Origin of the sequence: Pseudonocardia benzenivorans CB1190, assembly GCF_000196675.2 — a bacterium.
GTDB classification, from domain to species: domain Bacteria; phylum Actinomycetota; class Actinomycetes; order Mycobacteriales; family Pseudonocardiaceae; genus Pseudonocardia; species Pseudonocardia benzenivorans.
Map to the genome: position 1 here is coordinate 6,456,457 of NC_015312.1, position 15,315 is coordinate 6,471,771.

Annotated in this window: 16 protein-coding genes and 1 pseudogene; 9 read left to right on the top strand and 8 right to left on the bottom strand. The window is 73.3% G+C overall.

Annotated elements, in window-relative coordinates:
- Positions 1-71: 71 nt before the first annotated feature.
- On the top strand, positions 72-512 hold the full coding sequence (locus PSED_RS30605) for a VOC family protein (protein WP_013678092.1): 441 nt from the start codon (positions 72-74) through the stop codon (positions 510-512).
- Between the two features lie 225 nt (positions 513-737).
- Here PSED_RS30605 and ispF read toward each other — a convergent pair whose 3' ends face one another.
- The 3 genes from ispF to PSED_RS30620 are packed head-to-tail and all read right to left on the bottom strand — an operon-like array spanning position 738 to position 2,508.
- On the bottom strand, positions 738-1,220 hold the full coding sequence (gene ispF / locus PSED_RS30610; protein WP_013678093.1) for a 2-C-methyl-D-erythritol 2,4-cyclodiphosphate synthase: 483 nt from the start codon (positions 1,218-1,220) through the stop codon (positions 738-740).
- Entirely contained in the window at positions 1,217-1,972 is a 756-nt protein-coding gene (gene ispD / locus PSED_RS30615; RefSeq protein ID WP_013678094.1) for a 2-C-methyl-D-erythritol 4-phosphate cytidylyltransferase, read from the bottom strand. The genes ispF and ispD overlap by 4 nt, the downstream gene beginning before the upstream one ends.
- Positions 1,973-2,013: 41 nt before the next feature.
- Complete coding sequence (locus PSED_RS30620; protein ID WP_013678095.1) at positions 2,014-2,508, bottom strand: CarD family transcriptional regulator; 495 nt, start codon at positions 2,506-2,508, stop codon at positions 2,014-2,016.
- A 249-nt stretch (positions 2,509-2,757) separates the two neighbouring features.
- Here PSED_RS30620 and PSED_RS30625 point away from each other — a divergent pair, with 249 nt between their 5' ends.
- Both PSED_RS30625 and radA read left to right on the top strand, forming a co-directional pair.
- The gene (locus PSED_RS30625) at positions 2,758-3,360 is read left to right on the top strand and encodes a copper chaperone PCu(A)C domain-containing protein (RefSeq protein ID WP_013678096.1); all 603 of its coding nucleotides are present in this window, start codon (positions 2,758-2,760) and stop codon (positions 3,358-3,360) included.
- Positions 3,357-4,733: a DNA repair protein RadA gene (gene radA / locus PSED_RS30630; protein WP_041760157.1), complete on the top strand. Its 1,377-nt coding sequence runs from the start codon at positions 3,357-3,359 to the stop codon at positions 4,731-4,733. Before PSED_RS30625 ends, radA begins: the two co-directional genes overlap by 4 nt.
- Before the next feature lie 103 nt (positions 4,734-4,836).
- Here radA and PSED_RS30635 read toward each other — a convergent pair whose 3' ends face one another.
- Entirely contained in the window at positions 4,837-5,682 is an 846-nt protein-coding gene (locus tag PSED_RS30635; RefSeq protein WP_013678098.1) for a RodZ family helix-turn-helix domain-containing protein, read from the bottom strand.
- 306 nt (positions 5,683-5,988) lie between these two features.
- On the opposite strand from PSED_RS30635, the pseudogene PSED_RS30640 reads away from it, so the two are divergent.
- The 3 genes and pseudogenes from PSED_RS30640 to PSED_RS30650 all read left to right on the top strand — a co-directional run bounded on the left by PSED_RS30640 (position 5,989) and on the right by PSED_RS30650 (position 7,914).
- A pseudogene (locus PSED_RS30640) lies at positions 5,989-6,481 on the top strand (beta-class carbonic anhydrase).
- A 44-nt stretch (positions 6,482-6,525) separates the two neighbouring features.
- On the top strand, positions 6,526-7,410 hold the full coding sequence (locus tag PSED_RS30645) for an HhH-GPD family protein (protein ID WP_013678099.1): 885 nt from the start codon (positions 6,526-6,528) through the stop codon (positions 7,408-7,410).
- A gap of 15 nt (positions 7,411-7,425) precedes the next feature.
- The gene (locus PSED_RS30650; protein ID WP_013678100.1) at positions 7,426-7,914 is read left to right on the top strand and encodes a hypothetical protein; all 489 of its coding nucleotides are present in this window, start codon (positions 7,426-7,428) and stop codon (positions 7,912-7,914) included.
- A gap of 254 nt (positions 7,915-8,168) precedes the next feature.
- Here the strand turns inward: PSED_RS30650 and PSED_RS30655 are convergent, their stop codons facing one another.
- Positions 8,169-8,996, bottom strand: a complete 828-nt coding sequence (locus PSED_RS30655; protein ID WP_013678101.1) for an alpha/beta fold hydrolase — start codon at positions 8,994-8,996, stop codon at positions 8,169-8,171.
- A 35-nt stretch (positions 8,997-9,031) separates the two neighbouring features.
- On the opposite strand from PSED_RS30655, the gene PSED_RS30660 reads away from it, so the two are divergent.
- From PSED_RS30660 to PSED_RS30670, 3 genes are all read left to right on the top strand, one after another.
- Complete coding sequence (locus PSED_RS30660) at positions 9,032-9,352, top strand: antibiotic biosynthesis monooxygenase family protein (protein ID WP_013678102.1); 321 nt, start codon at positions 9,032-9,034, stop codon at positions 9,350-9,352.
- 71 nt (positions 9,353-9,423) lie between these two features.
- Positions 9,424-10,182 carry an SIR2 family NAD-dependent protein deacylase gene (locus PSED_RS30665; RefSeq protein WP_083845507.1) on the top strand — a complete coding sequence of 253 codons (759 nt, stop codon included), beginning with the start codon at positions 9,424-9,426 and terminating at the stop codon, positions 10,180-10,182.
- Positions 10,183-10,312: 130 nt separating this feature from the next.
- Positions 10,313-10,978, top strand: coding sequence for a GAF domain-containing protein (locus PSED_RS30670; protein ID WP_049803546.1), 666 nt, complete (start codon positions 10,313-10,315; stop codon positions 10,976-10,978).
- Positions 10,979-11,059: 81 nt separating this feature from the next.
- Here the strand turns inward: PSED_RS30670 and PSED_RS30675 are convergent, their stop codons facing one another.
- From PSED_RS30675 to PSED_RS30685, 3 genes are all read right to left on the bottom strand, one after another.
- The gene (locus tag PSED_RS30675) at positions 11,060-13,603 is read right to left on the bottom strand and encodes an ATP-dependent Clp protease ATP-binding subunit (protein WP_013678105.1); all 2,544 of its coding nucleotides are present in this window, start codon (positions 13,601-13,603) and stop codon (positions 11,060-11,062) included.
- A gap of 190 nt (positions 13,604-13,793) precedes the next feature.
- Complete coding sequence (locus tag PSED_RS30680) at positions 13,794-14,669, bottom strand: siderophore-interacting protein (RefSeq protein WP_013678106.1); 876 nt, start codon at positions 14,667-14,669, stop codon at positions 13,794-13,796.
- A 209-nt stretch (positions 14,670-14,878) separates the two neighbouring features.
- Entirely contained in the window at positions 14,879-15,220 is a 342-nt protein-coding gene (locus PSED_RS30685; RefSeq protein ID WP_013678107.1) for a histone-like nucleoid-structuring protein Lsr2, read from the bottom strand.
- Positions 15,221-15,315 lie beyond the last annotated feature (95 nt).

The following is a 15,315-nucleotide window of genomic DNA, read 5'->3' on the forward strand; positions in this document are numbered from 1 at the left end:
CAGGCTCCGATCGTCGCCCCGGATCCCATTCGTCCACGACAGCGGCGCGCGGACCCGGCAGGCTTGGGGGCATGACGGAGATCCTCCAGCTCACGCCGAAGCTCGTCGTCGCCGACGGTGCCGCTGCGCTCGCCTTCTACACCGCGGCGCTCGGCGCCGTCGTCGAGGAGAGCTACACGATGGACGGCCGGATCGTGCACGCCACGCTGACCGTCGGGAGCCTGCGGTTCGAGCTCAAGGACGCCGGCGACGGCGATCCCGCGCCGACGCCCGGCCAGCACCCGCCGGTCCTGATGTCACTGGACGTGTCCGACGCCGACGCCGTCACCGAGCGACTGCTCGCGGCCGGCGCGACGGTCGTCTACCCGGTGAGCGACCACGAGTACGGCTCGCGCGGCGGCCGGGTCGCCGACCCGTTCGGACACCACTGGATGGTCTCTGCGGCGCTGGAGACCCTCACCCCGGACGAGGTGCAGGCCCGGCTCGACGGGGTGCGCCAAGGGCAGGTCTGACGGATCACTCGCCGCGGTCTCGGCGCCCGCACGGCCCGTGGCTGCGGTGTCGCCGGCCCGAATACGCCCGGTATGCCGACCCGGCTCCGCCTTGCCACGAACCGCCCGGATCACCGAGCCCATCGACGGCGATCCGCCAGCGGCCCCCTAGAGGCGTTGCGGCCCAACGCGTCGCGCCCGAGGCCCGGCCCTCGGTGGTCCCGGACGATCTGTGGTCCCGGACGATCAGGGGCCCCGGACGATCAGTGCCGTCGCGATCGCCGCGACGCCCTCGCCGCGGCCGGTGAGGCCGAGCCCGTCGGTCGTCGTCCCGGAGACGGCGACGGGTCCGCCGACCGCCTCCGACAGCACGCGCTGCGCCTCGTCGCGCCGGGTGCCGATCTTCGGAGCGTTGCCGACGACCTGCACCGCGGCGTTCCCGACGGTCCAGCCGTCGCGCGCCAACAGCCGGCGGACCTCCGCGAGCAGCTGCACCCCGCCCGCACCGGCCCACTCCGGCCTGCCGGTACCGAACACCGCACCCAGGTCACCCAGCCCGGCCGCGGACAGCAGCGCGTCGCACAGCGCGTGGGCGGCGACGTCACCGTCGGAGTGGCCGGCGCAGCCGTCGACGCCGTCCCACCTCAGCCCGGCCAGCCAGCACGGCCGGCCCGCCTCGACGGGATGGACGTCGGTGCCGACGCCGACGCGGAGCAACGCGGCCGTCACCGGACGATGCTGGTGTTGTCGTTGTCCTGCAACAGGTTCTCCGCGATCCGATGGTCCCACGCAGTGGTGATCTTGAACGCCGTGGCGTCGCCGGGGACGGTGTGGACCGGCTCACCGATGGCCTCGACGAGTCCGGCGTCGTCGGTGGCGGCGGCTCCCCGGGCCGCGGCGGCGCGGTGCGCGCGCAGCAGCAGCTCGGGGGTGAAGCCCTGCGGCGTCTGCACCGCGCGCAGCACCGTCCGGTCGACCGTCTCGACGACGCGCCCGACGGCGTCGACCCGCTTCACCGTGTCGGCGACGGGGAGCACCGGCACCACGGCCCGATGCCCCGCGCGCACCGCCGCCACTACCGCCGCCACGAGCGCGGGCGGCGTCAGCGGGCGGGCCGCATCATGGACGAGCACGACCTCGGGGGCGTCACCCCGACGGGTCCCCGATCGTTCATCTCCAGTGTGGACGCCGTTCGGATCACCGCCGTCGTGCAGCGCGCCGAGTGCGCACAGCACGGACGCGGTCCTGTCCGCACCGCCCGCCACGACGGTGACCGGACGTCCCGGCAGCAGCCGCCGGGCGGACTCGACGAGCTCCGCCGGGGCCGCGACGACCACATGATCGACCGCACCGGACCGGAGCAGCCCGTCCACCGCCCGCACGAGCATGGGCGTACCGCCGACGGTCACGAAGGCCTTCGGCTCCCCCGCACCCAGCCGCTGACCCGAGCCCGCAGCGGGAACGACCGCGACGACGCTCACGACGGGTACCGGAGGAGGACGATCGGGACCGGGCGGGACTCTCAGGCCGTGGCGGCTGTGGCGAGCACCTCGTCGAGCAGGACCTCGGCCCGCTCCTCGTCGGTGCCCTCGGCGAGCGCGAGCTCGCTGACGAGGATCTGCCGCGCCTTGGCCAGCATGCGCTTCTCGCCCGCGGACAGGCCGCGGTCCTTCTCGCGCCGCCAGAGATCACGCACCACTTCGGCGACCTTGTTCACGTCGCCGGAGGCCAGCTTCTCGAGGTTGGCCTTGTACCGCCGAGACCAGTTCGTCGGCTCCTCGGTGTGGGGCGCACGCAGCACCTCGAACACCCTGTCGAGGCCCTCCTGGCCCACCACGTCACGAACGCCGACGACCTCGGCATTCTCTGCGGGAACACGCACCGTGAGATCACCCTGCGCGACCTTGAGGACGAGGTACTTACGCTCCTCGCCCTTGATCGTGCGGGTTTCGATGGCCTCGATGAGAGCGGCACCGTGGTGCGGGTAGACGACGGTCTCTCCGACCTTGAAAACCATGTGTCCTCTGCCCCTTTCGCTGTACCCAGGTTAACACGGGCGGCCTGGCCCCCGCCCACCGGGAGGGACCGTCGTCGCAGGTCACGGCCTTGACAACCAGAGGCAAACGTGCGTGTACGGCTCCGTGACCGAAACCCCACCCGGTGTGACCGGAGGCCCGTTGGGGCTCCCGGACCCGCGCGACTACGCTTCCGCCTGGTCACCCCGACCACGGGGAGGGCCCTCCGGCACGAGAGGAACAGCAGACCCGTGAGCCGCACCCAGCGCTTCCGCCCGACCCGAGTCGCACTGGTGGCCGGCGCCGTGGTCGGCGCGCTCGCCCTCGCGGGCTGCGGTGCGGGCCAGATCGCACAGACCGCGGAGCAGCAGGCGGCCGTCTCCGGCGCCAACGTCACCGCGCAGCACATCGAGATCCGCAACGCCGAGATCGAGTTCCCCGTCGGCGGCTCGCAGCGGCTGGCGGCCTACACGGCCGGGTCCTCGGCCCCGATCACGATGAGCATCGCCAACGACGACGACCTGCCCGACCGGCTCGTCTCGGCGAGCAGCCCCGTCGCGGGCAGCGTGCGCATCACCGGCGACACCACCATCCCGCCGCACGGCGCGCTCACGGCGTCGACCACTCCCGGCGGCGTCCCCGGGAACACCGGCCTCCCGATCGAGATGACGCTGGAGGGCCTCAGCCAGGACGTCTCGCCCGGCCTGAGCTACCCGCTGGTGCTCACGTTCGAGCGCGCGGGCAACGTCACCGTCGACCTGCCGATGGGCAACCCGGACAACCTGGTCCCCGGCGGCCCCGGTTCCGGTGGCGCGCAGCCGCCCGCGACCGGCTCCTCCGGCGGCGGCCACTGACCGGCCGCACCCGCACCGCCCGCGCGGGCTTCGTCTGCGCGGAGTGCGGCCACCAGGCCGCCCAGTGGGTGGGGCGTTGCCCCGCCTGCCAGGCGTGGGGCTCCCTTGCGCAGCAGTCGGTCCCGTCCGGGCGCGGGCCCCGCGTCGCGGCCGGCGCGCCGTCGGCACCCGCCCGCCGGATCGCCGACGTCGAGCTCGACTCGGCACGCGCGCGGCCGACCGGTGTCGACGAGCTCGACCGGGTCCTCGGCGGCGGACTCGTGCCCGGCGCGGTCGTCCTGCTGGCCGGTGAGCCGGGCGTCGGGAAGTCGACGCTCCTGCTCGAGGTCGCGGCGAAGGCGGCGCACCGCGGCCGGGTCCTCTACGTCACCGGCGAGGAGTCCGCGGGGCAGGTCCGGCTGCGCGCCGAACGCACCGGCGGCCTGCACGACGATCTCTACCTCGCGGCCGAGTCCGACCTCGGCGCGATCGTCGGCCACCTCGACGCCCTCGCGCCCGGCCTGCTGATCGTCGACTCGATCCAGACGATGTCCACATCGGACGTCGACGGCGGCGTCGGCGGCGTGACGCAGGTGCGCGCGGTGACCGTCGGGCTCACGGCGCTGGCCAAGGAGCGCGGGCTGCCGGTCGTGCTGGTCGGGCACGTCACCAAGGACGGTTCGATCGCCGGGCCACGGGTTCTCGAACATCTCGTCGACGTCGTGCTGGCGTTCGAGGGCGACAAGCAGTCCACGCTGCGCATGGTCCGCGGCGTCAAGAACCGCTTCGGGCCCGCCGACGAGGTCGGCTGCTTCGAGCTGCGCGACGAGGGCATCGTCGGGCTCGCCGACCCGTCGGGACTCTTCCTCGCCCGCTTCGGCGCCACCCGCGACGCGGTGGTCCCCGGGACGGCGGTCACCGTCGTCATGGACGGGCGCAGGCCGATGCTGGCCGAGGTGCAGGCGCTCGTCGCCGGCGCGAACATCCCGAGCCCGCGGCGGGCCGTCAGCGGGCTCGACAGCGCCCGGGTGGCCATGCTGCTCGCCGTGCTCGAACGCCGGGTCGGGGTGACGCTGCACGACGCGGAGGTCTACACCGCGACCGTCGGCGGGATGAAGGTGACCGAACCCGCCGCCGACCTCGCGCTGGCGCTCGCCGTCGTCTCCGCGAAGCGCGATCTCGCGCTGCCCCCCGACATGGTGCTGCTCGGCGAGATCGGGCTGGCGGGCGAGGTCCGGCGGGTCAACGGCGTCGGCCGGCGGCTCGCCGAGGCCGCCCGGCTCGGCTTCACGCAGGCGCTCGTGCCGCCCGACAGCGACGTCCGGTCCGTCGGGATGAAGGTGCAGGAGGTCGCGGACCTCGGGCAGGTCGTCCGCAGGCTGCGGCGGGACTGAGACCCGGCCGCCGGTCCGGGCGCAACCCCACGGTCGCGGGGAGCGGCTCGGACGACCGTGGGGTTGCGCTCGATATTGCGTCCCGGCCTCGGGGGCGGCCGGGTCAGGACGTCAGCAGGAACGGGGTCGGCGGGCTGATGAGGTCGTCGATGCGGGTGAGCAGCCGGTAGGCGCCGGCCGGGACGACCGTCCGCGGCGCCGCGCAGCCGGGGGTCGACGTGCGGCCCTGCCACGTCACCGAGAACGAGACCGGCTGGCCTGGTACGAGCGTGCGCAGGTCCGGCGTCGACGGGTTGGCGCAGTCGTTGCTCGACCAGAGGCGGTTCACCCCGTCGCCGCTCCACACGACGATCTCCAGCCGGCTGCCGTCGAGGTCGCGCACGCAGGGCTCGCCGCTCGTGTTCGTGACGACGACGCCGACGACCGGCTTGTCGCCGACCTTGTGGTCCGGCCGGTCGATCGTCGCCCCGACGCTGAGCATGTCGTTGGTGCACGGAACCGGTCCGGTCGGCGGCACGGTGGCGGGCGGGGACGGCTGCTGGTCACCGGGCGGGAGCGCCTCCGCGGCCGCGACGGGCGAGGTCTCGACGCGGGACTCGTCGGTCACCGGGGCGGTGGACGGTGCGCCGGCCGGTGCGATCTGGGTGCCGGGGCCCGTCGTGACGCCGGTTCCGACCGTCGGATCGGCCGGGTCGGCGCCGGGGGCGACGAACGCCGTGGGGTCGCCGGGCGGCGCGGCGGGGAGGACGGACGTGGGCGCCTCGCCGCTCAGCGCCGCCTGGTTGGCCGCAAGGGCCGTCGGCTCGTCGCTCGTCGGCTCGGAGCGGCCGTGGACCAGCGCGGCGACCGTCAGCCCCAGCACCGCGAACAGTACGACGACCGATGCGAGAGCAACCCAGCGTCGCCGCCAGTAGACCGACGCGGGCAACGGTCCGGTCGGCTCCCACATGTGACGCAGAGTAGATCGATGATTACCAGCCGCAGCCGACGTCGTCCCGGCGTGGCGCCGTCCGGGACCCGGAAACCACCCGGGCGACTGACGTGGTTGCGCGTCACCGCGCGGCGCGCTTGACTCGTCGCGTGATGCGGATGCGGCTCCAGTTCTTCTGGCCGAGCCGCCGGGTCGTGCACTTCGACGAGTTCTGTCGCCCGGCCGCGTAGCGACCGCCCCTGCGGCGGCCGCTCGTGGCCTGCGCGCGCCCCGACCTACCGCGGGCGTCCGGCCCGCGACTTCGCTCACCAGGGAGAACCCGTCATGTCCGTGACCGACGAACTGCTCGCCAACAACGCGTCCTACGCCGAGACCTTCTCCGGCCCACTCCCCCTCCCGCCCGCGAAGGGCGTCGCCGTCGTCGCGTGCATGGAACGCGCGCCTGGACGTGTACCGCGTCCTCGGGCTGGGCGAGGGCGAGGCGCACGTCATCCGCAACGCCGGCGGTGTCGTCACCGACGACGAGATCCGGTCGCTCGCGATCAGCCAGCGGCTGCTCGGCACGACCGAGATCATCCTCATCCACCACACCGACTGCGGCATGCTCACGTTCACCGACGACGACTTCAAGCGGTCGATCCAGGAGGAGACCGGCATCAAGCCGCCGTGGGCGCCGGAGTCGTTCGGCGACATCGACGAGGACGTCGTGCAGTCGATCGCCCGGATCAAGGCCAGCCCGTTCGTCCCGCACACGGAGTCGGTGCGCGGCTTCGTCTTCGACGTGGCGACCGGGAAGCTCAACGAGGTGGTCGGCTGACCGGTCCGCACGGACGACCGGCGGGTGGGTGGCACGATGCCCTCGTGCCACCGCCCGTCGCGCCGCCCCTCGCCGGGACGCTCGTCCCCTGGTACGCCGTCGCCGCCCGCGACCTGCCGTGGCGCCGCCCCGGCACGACGCCGTGGGGCGTCATGGTCAGCGAGTTCATGCTGCAGCAGACGCCCGTCGCCCGCGTCGAACCCGTCTGGCTGCGATGGATGGCCGACTGGCCGACGCCGTCCGCACTGGCCGCCGCCCCCAGGGCTGACGTGCTGCGCGCGTGGGGCAAGCTCGGCTACCCGCGGCGGGCGTTGCGGCTGCACGAGGCGGCGGCGACCATCGCGACCGTGCACGACGACATCGTCCCCGCCGACGTGGACGCCCTGGAGGCGCTGCCCGGCGTCGGGTCCTACACCGCACGCGCGGTCGCCGCGTTCGGCTACGGGCGGCGGTGCGCGGTCGTCGACACCAACGTGCGGCGGGTCGTGGCCCGGGCCGTGCACGGCGCCGGCGACGCCGGGCCCGCCCGGGTACGGGCCGACCTCGCCGACGTCGAGGCGCTGCTGCCCGCCGACGAGGCCGAGGCCGCGACGTTCTCGATCGCGATGATGGAGCTCGGCGCTACGGTGTGCACCGCGCGGACCCCGCGTTGCGCCGCGTGCCCGGTCCGCGAGCGGTGCGCCTGGCTCGCCGCGGGGGCGCCCACCTACGACGGTCCGCGCCGCGCCCCCCAGGCCTTCGCGGGCACCGACCGGCAGGTCCGCGGCCGGCTACTCGACGTCCTGCGCGGCGCGACCGGGCCCGTCGACCGCGCCGCGCTCGACCGGGCGTGGGCCGACGCCGCCCAGCGCGACCGCTGCCTCGACTCGCTGCTCGTCGACGGGCTGGCCGAGCAGCTCGACGACGGCCGCTTCGCCCTGCCGGCCTGAGCCCCGGGACCGACCGTGGCGCAGACCGTCCGCTTCCGCCTCGCCGACGACGCCGCCGCCGAGCTGACGGGGTTGCGGGCGCGGCTCGTCGTCGCCGGGGTGCCGGTGCCGGTCGGGCGGCCCGCGGTCACGGTCGCTGCCGCGACGACGATCCCCTCGCCGGCCAGGGCGGCGCTGGCCACCGCGGTGCGGGTCCTCACCCTGCCCACGCTGTGGCTCACCAACCTCACCGCCGTCGCCGGGCGTGACGACCAGCTGGTGCTCGCCGCCGTCGTCGACACCGAGCTGCTGGCCGTGCACGACGCCGTGCACGACGTGCTGGCGGGCAAGGTCCGGGGGCCCGTCGCGACCTACCTGCCCGGCTCCTGGGTCCCGCACTGCGTCCTGGCGACCCGCGACCCCGCGACCGCCTTCACGACGCTGCACCCCCTGCGCCCCGTCCGCGCCGCGGTGACGGCCCTGGAGGTCGCCGACACCCGCACCGGCGAGGCCGCCCCCCTGTGAGGCGCCGCTCGCCCGGTGACGCGCCGCTCCCCGGGTGAGGCGCCGCCCCCCGGGCGAGGCGCCGCTCCCCGGGTGAGGCGCCCCCCGGGCGAGGCGCCGCTCCCCCGGATTGCAGGAACGGCACTTTCCCGCAGCCCAGTTGCGGGAAAGTGCCGTTCCTGCAGAAGAGCGGAGCGGACGGGCGGGGCGGCGGAGCGGGCGGGGCAGCGGAGCGGGTGGGTGGGCGGAGCGGGTGGGTGGGCGGAGCGGGTGGGTCAGGTCGGGTTGCGGAGGGCGGCCGTCGTCGACAGGAAGCCCTCGACGGTGAGGCGGAAGGCGTCGGGGGCAGAAGCGTGCACAAGATGCCCGGTGCCGGGCAGGGTGACGAGCCGCGCGTAGGGGCCGAACCTGTTGCCGCGCAACGCTTCGATCATTTTCTCCGACTGCCCGCGGGGGACGATGCCCTCGGCCGCCGCCAGGAGCAGCACCGGCGCACGGACGGCGGCGAGCGCGTCCCAGTGGTGCTGCCGCGTCCACTCGGCGGCGATCGCGACGGCGTTGTCGACCCGGCAGAGCAGGTGGTAGCCGTCGGCACGCTCCTCGACGCACTCGGCCATGTAGTCGCCGAACTCGGGGCGCGGGTGCCCGAAGGTCCGGCGCACCTGCGCGAGCGACTCGAACGGCTGCGGCACCGCCCCGAACCAGGCGCGGGCGTCGGCGAGCGCGCCGTCGGGTGCGCCGGTGAGGTCGACGGCCATGTCCTCGACGACGACGGCCTGTACCAGATCGGGGCGGCTCGCGGCCAGCGCGAGGGCGTGCAACCCGCCCATCGAGTGTCCGACGACGATCGCCGGGCCGCCGCCCAGCTGCTCCAGCACCTCGGCGGCGTCGGTGGCCATCCGCTCCGTGCTCCACGGCCCGGCGGCCTGGGAGCGGCCGTGGCCACGGGCGTCGACACCGACGACCCGGCCGTGCGCGGACAGCCAGCCCACTGCGGGCCACCACGTCGTCGCGCGACCCATGAGCCCGTGCAGCAGCAGCATCGGGGTACCCCGGCCCCCGAACTCGACGACGGCGAGGTACACGCCGTCGGAGGTCCGCACCGAACGCCGCACCCGCGCAAACTAACCTGAAGTGCATGACCGTCGTGAAGATCAACGCGATCGAAGTACCCGAAGGATCGGGCCCGGAGCTGGAGAAGCGGTTCGCCCACCGCAAGCACGCGGTCGACAACCAGCCCGGGTTCATCTCCTTCGAGCTGATGCGCCCGGTGTCGGGTGACAACCGCTACTTCGTCGTCACCCGGTGGGAGTCGGACGAGGCCTTCCAGGCCTGGCGCAACGGCCCGGCCATGCAGGCGCACGGCGGCGGCGCGCAGGCGCCGACGGCGTCGGGGCAGCCGGTGTCGACGGGTGCGTCGCTGCTGGAGTTCGAGGTCGTCGACCTGGACGCCGACTGAGCGCGGACCTCCGACGCGCCGCCGAACTCGTCGACGGCGCCGGCGCGCTGCTCGTGTGCGCCGGCGCCGGGATGGGCGTCGACTCCGGGCTGCCCGACTTCCGAGGACCCGAGGGTTTCTGGCGCGCCTACCCGCCCTATCGCGCCCTCGGGCTGCGGTTCGAGGAGCTGGCCGACCCGGTCCACTTCGCCGACGACCCGGCGCTCGCGTGGGGCTTCTACGGCCATCGACTGTCGCTCTACCGGGTGACGACGCCGCACACCGGGTTCGCCGTGCTCCGCCGCTGGGCGGACCGCGTCCCGACGCGCGTGTTCACCTCGAACGTCGACGGGCAGTTCCAGAAGGCCGGGTTCGCGCCGTCGACCGTCGCGGAGTGCCACGGCTCGATCCACCACCTGCAGTGTCTCGCCGGATGCGGGCAGCCGGTGTGGCCGGCCGACGGGGTCGAGGTCGACGTCGACCCGACGACGATGCGCGCCCGAGGCCCGCTCCCGGCGTGCCCGGGCTGTGGCGGTCTCGCCCGGCCGGCGATCCTGATGTTCGGCGACTGGTCGTGGGACGACTCGCAGGCCCGGCCGCAGCTCGAGGAGCACGTCGCGTGGGTACGGACCCACCGGAGCAGGCTCGTCGTCGTCGAGATCGGGGCGGGGACCGCGGTGCCGACGGTGCGCCGCCAGGCCGAGCTGGCGACCGCGGCGACGGGCGCGCTGATCAGGATCAACGTCCGTGAGCCGCAGGTGCGCCACGGTCGCGGGATCAGACTCGCGCTGCCCGCAGCCGAAGCGCTGGAGGCGCTGGACGCGGCACGTGAGCGGCGATCGTCGCGATAGCGACCATCGCTCACACAGTCGTGTTGCCGGTGCGCAGCCCGTAGTTGCGAGCTATCCATGGGGATAGGAACGCAGACGAGGATCGCGATAAGGGTTGCCTGACCGGGCGGAGCGCGCGACGATGGCGCTGATGACGAGCAACTCGGTCGAGACGGACCTGCGCGGCGCGCATCCGCTGGCGCCCGCAGTGCCGTTGCTCCGCGACACGTTGCTCGGCATCGCCGACGAGGCGACGCACACGATGATCGTCACGGACGAGAACGGCCGCATCCTCTGGCGCGACGGCGAGCGCGAGGTGCCGCACGCGGACGGCCGAACCGGGCTCGTCGGCACCCTCCACGCGTGGACCTGCGCCGCCGCACCCATCCACGAGCCCGAGGACGGCCGGCTGATCGGAGTCGTCGACGTCACGGGCATGGGCGCCACGTTCCATCCGACGACGCTCATGCTCACCGCGGCCGCCGCCCGGTTGGCGGAGAACCAGCTGGCGACGCTGGCAGCGGCGCGCGACGAGCGGATGCGCGCCCGTCACCTCGCGCGGCTCGTCCAGCTGCGCGACGAACCGGGCGCGCTGCTCACTCCGGCGGGCCGGGTGCTCGCCGCCCAGCCGCTCGGCTGGCTGCCCGACCGGATCGACCTGCCGGAGCCCTCGGGTGCGGCCCTGTGCCTGGGCCTGCTCGGCGAGGCCGTGCTGGAACCGCTCACCGAGGGCTGGCTGCTGCGGCTGCGCCGACCGGGGAGCGGCGCCCGCCTCACCACGCTCTCGCGGACGGACGCCACCCACCGCGGGCACTGACCACTCCGCCGAGACCCGGGGGGTCGGGACGGCGAGGGGCCGGTCCTCGCGGACCGGCCCCTTCGTCGTGCCTGCTACCCGTCAGTCGTCGGTCTTGGCCAGGTCGACGGGCGGGGCGTCGGGAACGAGCGCCGCCGGGCGGGCCTCACCACGGAAGGTGAAGTGCGCCTTGTCGTCGGCCGCCCGCGACCCCTCGGGGGCGTCGGGGTCGAGGCCCTCGACGTCGACCAGCACGATCTGACCCGGCTCGACCTCGCCGAACAGGATCTTCTCGGACAGCTGGTCCTCGATCTCGCGCTGGATGGTCCGGCGCAGCGGCCGGGCGCCCAGCACGGGGTCGAAACCACGGCGTGCGAGCAGCGACTTGGCGGCGGGCGTGAGCTCGATGCCCATGTCCTTGTTCGCCAGCTGCGCCTCGACGCGCGTGATCATGAGGTCGACCATCGTGATGATCTGCTCTTCGGTGAGCTGGTGGAACACGATGATGTCGTCGATACGGTTGAGGAACTCCGGCCTGAAGTGCTTCTTCAGCTCGTCGTGGACCTTCGTCTTCATCCGCTCGTAGTTCGACGCCTCGTCGTTGCTCTGCGCGAAGCCGAGCCCGACCGCCTTCGAGATGTCCTGGGTGCCCAGGTTCGAGGTGAAGATGATGACGGTGTTCTTGAAGTCCACCGTCCGGCCCTGGCCGTCGGTGAGCCGGCCGTCCTCGAGCACCTGCAGGAGGGTGTTGTAGACCTCCTGGTGCGCCTTCTCGATCTCGTCGAACAGCACGACCGAGAACGGCTTGCGCCGCACCTTCTCGGTGAGCTGGCCGCCCTCCTCGTAGCCCACGTACCCGGGAGGGGCACCGAAGAGCCGCGAGGCGGTGTAGCGGTCGTGGAACTCACCCATGTCGATCTGGATGAGCGCGTCGTCCTCGCCGAACAGGAAGTTCGCGAGCGCCTTGGACAGCTCCGTCTTACCGACGCCGGACGGGCCGGCGAAGATGAACGAGCCGGACGGGCGCTTCGGGTCCTTCAGGCCGGCACGCGTGCGGCGGATCGCCTGGGAGACGGCCTTGACGGCGTCCTCCTGGCCGATGATCCGCTTGTGCAGCTCGTCCTCCATGCGGAGCAGACGCGTGGTCTCCTCCTCGGTGAGCTTGAACACGGGGATGCCGGTCCAGTTGGCCAGGACCTCGGCGATCTGCTCGTCGTCGACCTCGGCGACGACGTCCAGGTCACCCGACTTCCACTGCTTCTCGCGCTCCGACTTCTGCCCGAGCAGCTGCTTCTCGGTGTCGCGCAGCGACGCGGCCCGCTCGAAGTCCTGCGCGTCGATCGCCGACTCCTTGTCGCGACGCACGCCGGCGATCTTCTCGTCGAACTCCCGCAGGTCCGGCGGCGCCGTCATGCGACGGATGCGCATCCGGGCCCCGGCCTCGTCGATCAGGTCGATCGCCTTGTCGGGCAGGAAGCGGTCGGAGATGTAGCGGTCGGCCAGCGTGGCCGCGGCGACGAGCGCCGGGTCGGTGATGGTGACCCGGTGGTGCGCCTCGTAGCGGTCGCGAAGGCCCTTGAGGATCTCGATGGTGTGCGTGACGCTCGGCTCGCCCACCTGGATCGGCTGGAAGCGGCGCTCCAGCGCGGGGTCCTTCTCGACGTACTTGCGGTACTCGTCGAGCGTGGTGGCGCCGATCGTCTGCAGCTCGCCGCGGGCCAGCATCGGCTTGAGGATGCTCGCCGCGTCGATCGCGCCCTCGGCGGCGCCCGCACCGACGAGGGTGTGGATCTCGTCGATGAACAGGATGATGTCGCCGCGCGTGCGGATCTCCTTGAGCACCTTCTTCAGGCGCTCCTCGAAGTCACCGCGGTAGCGCGAGCCCGCGACCAGCGATCCCAGGTCGAGGGTGTAGAGCTGCTTGTCCTTGAGCGTCTCGGGCACCTCGCCCTTGACGATGCCCTGGGCCAGGCCCTCGACGACGGCGGTCTTGCCGACGCCGGGCTCGCCGATCAGGACGGGGTTGTTCTTGGTCCTCCGGGAGAGGACCTGCATGACCCGCTCGATCTCCTTCTCCCGGCCGATGACCGGGTCCAGCTTGCCCTCGCGGGCCTGCTGGGTGAGGTTGCGACCGAACTGGTCGAGGACGAGGGAGGACGACGGGGTGCCCTCGCCGCGGCCCGCGGAGGCCTCGGCGGGCTCCTTGCCCTGGTAGCCGGACAGCAGCTGGAGAACCTGCTGCCGGACCCGGTTGAGGTCGGCTCCCAGCTTGACCAGCACCTGCGCCGCGACGCCCTCGCCCTCGCGGATCAGGCCGAGCAGGATGTGCTCGGTGCCGATGTAGTTGTGGCCGAGCTGCAGCGCCTCGCGCAGCGAGAGCTCCAGGACCTTCTTCGCCCGAGGCGTGAACGGGATGTGCCCCGACGGTGCCTGCTGCCCCTGGCCGATGATCTCCTCGACCTGCTGGCGGACACCCTCCAGAGCGATCCCGAGCGACTCGAGCGCCTTTGCGGCGACACCCTCACCCTCGTGGATCAGGCCAAGGAGGATGTGCTCGGTCCCGATGTAGTTGTGGTTGAGCATCCTGGCCTCTTCCTGGGCCAGGACGACAACGCGCCGTGCACGGTCGGTGAACCTCTCGAACATTCGCACTCCTTGCCTGCTGCGCCCACACATGCGGCGCGCCCAGCATCCCTGTGACACTGCGCCGCGGACGCCCCATACCACTGTATCGGTCGGACGGGTCCCACCGCCTCCGTGCGCCCACATGACGATGCGCCCGTCGCAACGCGCGCCGCCCCCCGCACGATTCCCGTCGGTGGGGTGAACGCTGTGGTCAGCGGCCCTCGGCGCCGCCCCGGACGGCCGCCGCGGCGGCTCCGTCGCCGGTCTGCTCGGCCGCCCGCTCGGCTGCCTTGTCGGCGCGGAAGCCGTCCTCGTCGCGACCTCGCCGCCAGTATCCGGAGACCGAGAGGGCGTCGCGCGGGACGCCGCGGTCGCCGAGCAGGTGCCGACGCAGGCCACGCACCGCGGCCGCCTCGCCGTGGACGAACGCGTGCACGTCGCCCACCGGGAACTCCAGCGCCGCGACGGCGTCGAGCAGCTGGGTCGCCGCGGCCTCGCCCACGTCCCCGGTCGCCCGCAGGTCGGCACGGTGCAGCCAGGTTGCGCGCACGTCGGCCGCGGTGTGCCAGTCCTGGTGGTCGGCGGGTCCGTCGACCTGCAGGACGGCGAGCGCCGTCGCGCCCGCGGGCAGCCGTTCGAGTGCGGCGCCGATCGCGGGCAGCGCCGCGTCGTCGCCGACGAGCAGGTGCCAGTCCGCCGCGGGGTTCGGGGCGTAGGCGCCGCCGGGACCCAGCCGCCGCAGCAGGTCGCCCGGCCGGGCGGCGGCGGCCCACGGACCGGCCACACCCGAGTCGCCGTGGTGCACGAAGTCGATCGTCAGCTCGCCCGCGTCGTGGTCGAGCCGGCGGACGGTGTACGTCCGGATCCGGGGCCACTGCTCGCGCGGGAGCTCGCGCCGGATCGCCTCGACGTCGAACGGCTCCGGGTACTCGACGCCGGGCGGGGTGAACAGGAGCTTGACGTAGCGGTCGGTGTACCCGGTGTCCGGGAAGCGCGCGAGCTCGTCGCCACCCAGGACCACACGGATCATGTGCGGGCCGAGGGGCTCGGTCCGCAGGACTTCCAGACTCGTCGCCGTGCGGGCCATCGGCTCTCCCCTCCGTCGGAGTCCGTCCGGCGAACGCCGACGGTAAGGCCACCCTAACCCCGACGCCGCCCCCGCGCCCCCGCGCGGGGCGGCGAACCCCGGCGCCGACCGCGACGCGGCGCCGCGTTCCACGACCGAAAAGCGTCCCCGACGACGAACGGGGCCGATCACATCGATCGGCCCCGTTCGTTTCGACGTCTCCGCCGCGTTCAGTTCTCCTGGTGGTAAGCCTCGAGCACCTCGGCCGGGATACGGCCCCGGTCCGACACCTTCATTCCCCGCTTCCGGGCCCAATCCCGAATTGCCTGGTTCTGCTCGCGGTCCACGGACTGGCGCCGATTCGACGGCGCCGAGCCCGCCGAGGCGCGACGACGCCCACCGGCACGGCGGGCCGCGGCCACATAGGTCGCGAGCGCGTCCCGCAGCTTTCCGGCATTGGACTCGGACAAGTCGATCTCGTACGTCTTGCCGTCGATCCCGAACTCGACCGTCTCGTCGGCCGCCTTACCGTCCAGGTCGTCGATCAGTCTGATCTCACGGATCTGCGCCACCGCCGCAGCCTCCATTCTCACAACGCTGAGCTCTTACAACTGCGGCGACGCCGCTAAAGCGAGACTATATGCATTCCGCAAGCGGTGTCGACCCG